The sequence below is a fragment of the Sphingomonas sp. FUKUSWIS1 genome (assembly GCF_000733135.1).
GTDB lineage: Bacteria > Pseudomonadota > Alphaproteobacteria > Sphingomonadales > Sphingomonadaceae > Sphingomonas > Sphingomonas aerolata.
This window is the reverse complement of the sequence record NZ_JPJC01000078.1, coordinates 1-4186: the sequence shown is the minus strand read 5'-3', so window position 1 is coordinate 4186 and position 4186 is coordinate 1. Positions and strand designations below refer to the sequence as shown.

General features: G+C 65.8%; 3 protein-coding genes and 1 pseudogene. All 4 read left to right on the top strand.

All coding sequences use genetic code 11. The features are described 5' to 3' along the window. A pseudogene (locus tag sphsw_RS05810) lies at positions 1-555 on the top strand (tRNA dimethylallyltransferase); the annotation flags it as partial. Between the two features lie 82 nt (positions 556-637). Continuing rightward, positions 638-2386: an acetolactate synthase 3 large subunit gene (locus tag sphsw_RS05805; protein ID WP_031439772.1), complete on the top strand. Its 1749-nt coding sequence runs from the start codon at positions 638-640 to the stop codon at positions 2384-2386. After that, entirely contained in the window at positions 2386-2901 is a 516-nt protein-coding gene (gene ilvN, locus sphsw_RS05800; RefSeq protein WP_031395186.1) for an acetolactate synthase small subunit, read from the top strand. The genes sphsw_RS05805 and ilvN overlap by 1 nt, the downstream gene beginning before the upstream one ends. Positions 2902-3008: 107 nt before the next feature. Further along, positions 3009-4028, top strand: a complete 1020-nt coding sequence (gene ilvC / locus sphsw_RS05795; RefSeq protein ID WP_031439771.1) for a ketol-acid reductoisomerase — start codon at positions 3009-3011, stop codon at positions 4026-4028. Positions 4029-4186 lie beyond the last annotated feature (158 nt).

Sequence of the window (4186 nt, the reverse complement as noted above, 5' to 3'; positions counted from 1 at the left end):
GACCTTCGCGAGCAGGTCCGCGCGCTCCCCGTCGCCGAGGCGCATGCCGCGCTCGCGCTGCTCGACCCGCCCGCCGCCGCACGGCTCAACGCCGCCGACACTACGCGCGTCGCGCGCGCGCTCGAGGTGGTCCGCGGGACCGGCCGCACGCTCGCCGACTGGCAGACCGAACGGGTGGGCGGGATCGGCGACCGGCTGGACGTTCGCGCGCTGATCCTGATCCCCGACCGCGACTGGCTGAACGCGCGCATCGACCAGCGCTTCGCCGAGATGGCCGAGACCAGCCAAGCGGAAGTCACCGCACTCCTCGCCCGCACCGACATCCCGCCGGACGCACCGATCCGCCGCGCGATCGGCGTTCCCGAGATCGCCGGACTCGTTCGCGGAGGGGTGTCGAAAACCGACGCGATCGCGGCCGGATCGCTCGCTACGCGGCGCTATGCCAAGCGGCAATATACCTGGCTTCGCCACCAGCCGCCGGCCGCCTGGACGCGCACTAACGCGCTCGATTTTTCAACGCGCTTGCAGCAATTTGAAACTATATTGCTAAAATGATGTTTGACACGCATCTTTTATATCGGTAGCCGCCCCCTCCACGAGGCGCTAAAGGCGGCGCATTCGAAAGGATTTTGACGTGATGACCGAGAAGAGTGGAGCCGATATCCTGATCGAGGCGCTGTGCGATCTCGGCGTGGAGGTCGTGTTCGGCTATCCGGGCGGTGCCGTGCTGCCGATCTACGACGCGCTGTTTCGCAGCGGCCGGATCAAGCACATCCTGGTGCGCCATGAACAGGCCGCGACGCATGCGGCGGAGGGTTATGCCCGCTCGACCGGCAAGCCCGGCGTGGTGCTCGTCACCTCGGGGCCCGGCGCGACCAATGCAGTCACCGGGATCACCGATGCGCTGATGGATTCGATTCCCATGGTCGTGATCACCGGACAGGTGCCGACCGCGCTGATCGGCACCGACGCGTTCCAGGAGGCCGATACCGTCGGCATCACGCGTCACTGTTCGAAGCACAATTATCTCGTGAAGGACCCGGCCAAGCTCGGCGGGGTGATCCACGAGGCGTTCCACATCGCCACCTCGGGTCGTCCGGGGCCGGTGGTCGTCGACATTCCCAAGGACGTGCAGGTCGCGACCGCGCGCTACACTAAGCCCGGCCCGATCCAGCACAAGACCTATCGCCCGCAGGTGAAGGCCGACCAGTCGCAGATCGAGCAGCTGGTGGACATGCTTGCTGCGGCCGAACGCCCGATCCTGTACACCGGCGGCGGCATCATCAATTCGGGCCCTGCCGCGAGCCAGCTGCTGTGCGAGCTCGTCCGCATCACCGGCGCGCCGGTGACGTCGACGCTGATGGGCCTCGGCGCCTATCCCGCGAGCGGCGAGCAGTGGCTCGGCATGCTCGGGATGCATGGCACCTACGAGGCCAACATGGCGATGAACCAGGCCGACCTCGTCGTCGCGCTCGGCAGCCGGTTCGACGACCGCGTGACCGGACGGCTCGACGCGTTCAGCCCGAACTCGCGGAAAGTGCATATCGACATCGATCGCTCGTCGGTGAACAAGACGGTGCGCGTCGATCTCGGCATCATCGCGGACGTCGGCCATGCGCTCGAGGACATGGTGCGGATCTGGAAGAGCCGTCAGCATCCCAAGCCCGACACCACCGACTGGCAGCGGCGGATCGCCGGCTGGCGCGCGGTCAAGTGCCTCGACTTCCCCGAGAACGACCCGAACGAGATCATGCCGCAGCGCGCGATCCGGGCGCTGTTCGACGCGACCAAGGCACGCAACCCGATCATCACGACCGAGGTCGGCCAGCACCAGATGTGGGCCGCACAGCATTTCGGGTTCGAAAAGCCGAACAAGTGGCTGACCAGCGGCGGTCTCGGCACGATGGGCTACGGCCTGCCCGCCGCGATCGGCGCGCAGCTCGGCAACCCGAACGCGCTGGTGATCGACATCGCCGGCGAGGCGTCGATCCAGATGAACATCCAGGAGCTGGCGACCGCCACCCAATACCGGTTGCCGGTGAAGATCTTCATCCTCAACAACCAGTATATGGGCATGGTCCGCCAGTGGCAGGAGCTCACCTATGAGAGCCGCTATGCCGAGAGCTATTCGGATTCGCTGCCCGATTTCGTCCGGTTGGGCGAGGCTTATGGCTGGAAGGGCATCCTGATCGAGACGCGCGACCAGCTCGACAGCGGGATCGCGGAGATGCTGGCCCATGACGGCCCGGTGATCGTCGATTGCCGCGTGTCGCAACTGACCAACTGCTTCCCGATGATCCCGAGCGGTGCTGCGCATACCGACATGATCCTTCAGGCGAACGAAGTGTCGGGCACGATGGACGACGAAGCGAAGGCACTGGTTTGATGCATATTTCCCAGGAAAAGGCCGAGCGGCATACGCTCGCCGTGATCGTCGACAACGAGCCGGGCATCCTCGCCCGGATCGCCGGCCTGTTCACCGCGCGCGGCTATAATATCGAGAGCCTGACCGTGTCGGAGATCACCGCCGACAAGGCGGTCAGCCGCATCACGATCGTCACCAGCGCGTCGCCCGCGACGATGGAGCAGATCCTCGCGCAGCTCGACCGGCTCGTCCCCGTCCACAAGGTCACCGACCTGACCGCGCAGGGCGCGCATGTCGAGCGCGAGCTGGCGCTGGTCAAGGTGCGCGGCACCGGCGACCACCGGATCGAGGCGCTCCGCCTCGCCGACGTCTACCGCGCGCGCGTGGTTGACGCGACGACGTCGAGCTTCGTGTTCGAGGTGACCGGCGGGATCGACAAGATCGACAAGTTCGTCGAGCTCATGGGCGAAGTCGGCCTGATCGAAGTCGCCCGCACCGGCATCGTCGCGATCGCCCGCGGCAAAGAGCCGGCGTAAGTTTACCCCGTCATCCCGACGCAAGTCGGGACACAGAACCACGAACGGCGCCGCCTGGAACCCTGGGTTCCGGCGTTCGCCGGAATGACGAAAGAAGGAAGAATATAATGCGTGTCTATTACGATCGCGACGCCGACCTGAACCTGATCACCGACAAGAAGATCGCGATCGTCGGTTACGGCTCGCAGGGCCATGCGCACGCGCAGAACCTGCGCGATTCGGGCGTCAAGGACGTCGCGATCGCGCTGCGCGAGGGCTCGCCGACCGCCAAGAAGGCTATCGAGGCCGGCTTCGCGGTCAAGTCGAACGCCGAGGCGGCGGCCTGGGCCGACATCGTCATGATTCTCGCCCCCGACGAGCATCAGGCGGCAATCTACGCGACCGACCTGCACGACAATCTGAAGCAGGGTGCGACGATCGCGTTCGCGCACGGCCTCAACGTCCATTTCGGCCTGATCGAGCCACGCGCCGATCTCGACGTCATCATGATCGCGCCCAAGGGCCCCGGCCACACCGTGCGCAGCGAATATGTCCGCGGCGGCGGCGTCCCCTGCCTGATCGCGATCGACCAGGACAAGTCGGGCAACGCGCACGACATCGCGCTCGCCTATGCATCGGGCGTCGGCGGCGGCCGCTCGGGCATCATCGAAACCAATTTCCGCGAGGAATGCGAGACCGATCTGTTCGGCGAGCAGGCCGTGCTCTGCGGCGGCATCACGCACCTGATCCAGGCCGGGTTCGAGACGCTGACCGAAGCCGGCTACGCCCCCGAAATGGCCTATTTCGAGTGCCTGCACGAGACCAAGCTGATCGTCGACCTGCTCTATGAGGGCGGGATCGCCAACATGCGCTATTCGATCTCCAACACCGCAGAATATGGCGACATCACCACGGGTCCGCGGATCATCACGTCGGAGACCAAAGCCGAGATGAAGCGCGTGCTGGCCGACATCCAGTCGGGCCGGTTCGTGAAGAACTTCATCCTCGACAACCGCGCCGGCCAGCCCGAGCTCAAGGCGGCGCGCAAGCAGGCGCTGGCGCATCCGATCGAGAAGATCGGCAGCGAGCTGCGCGGCATGATGCCGTGGATCGGGAAGAACGCGCTGGTGGATAAGGCGAAGAACTAAGGCCGGTATTCGCCGCCTTCCCTACGCTCGTTCGTGCTGAGCGACGTCGAAGCACCCCGCTTGGGGCAGGCCCTTCGACTGCGCTCAGGGCGAACGGGGGGTATTTGGCTACCGATAAGGGGCCGCTGCTTGCCCCCCCACCCCACCCCACCCCACCC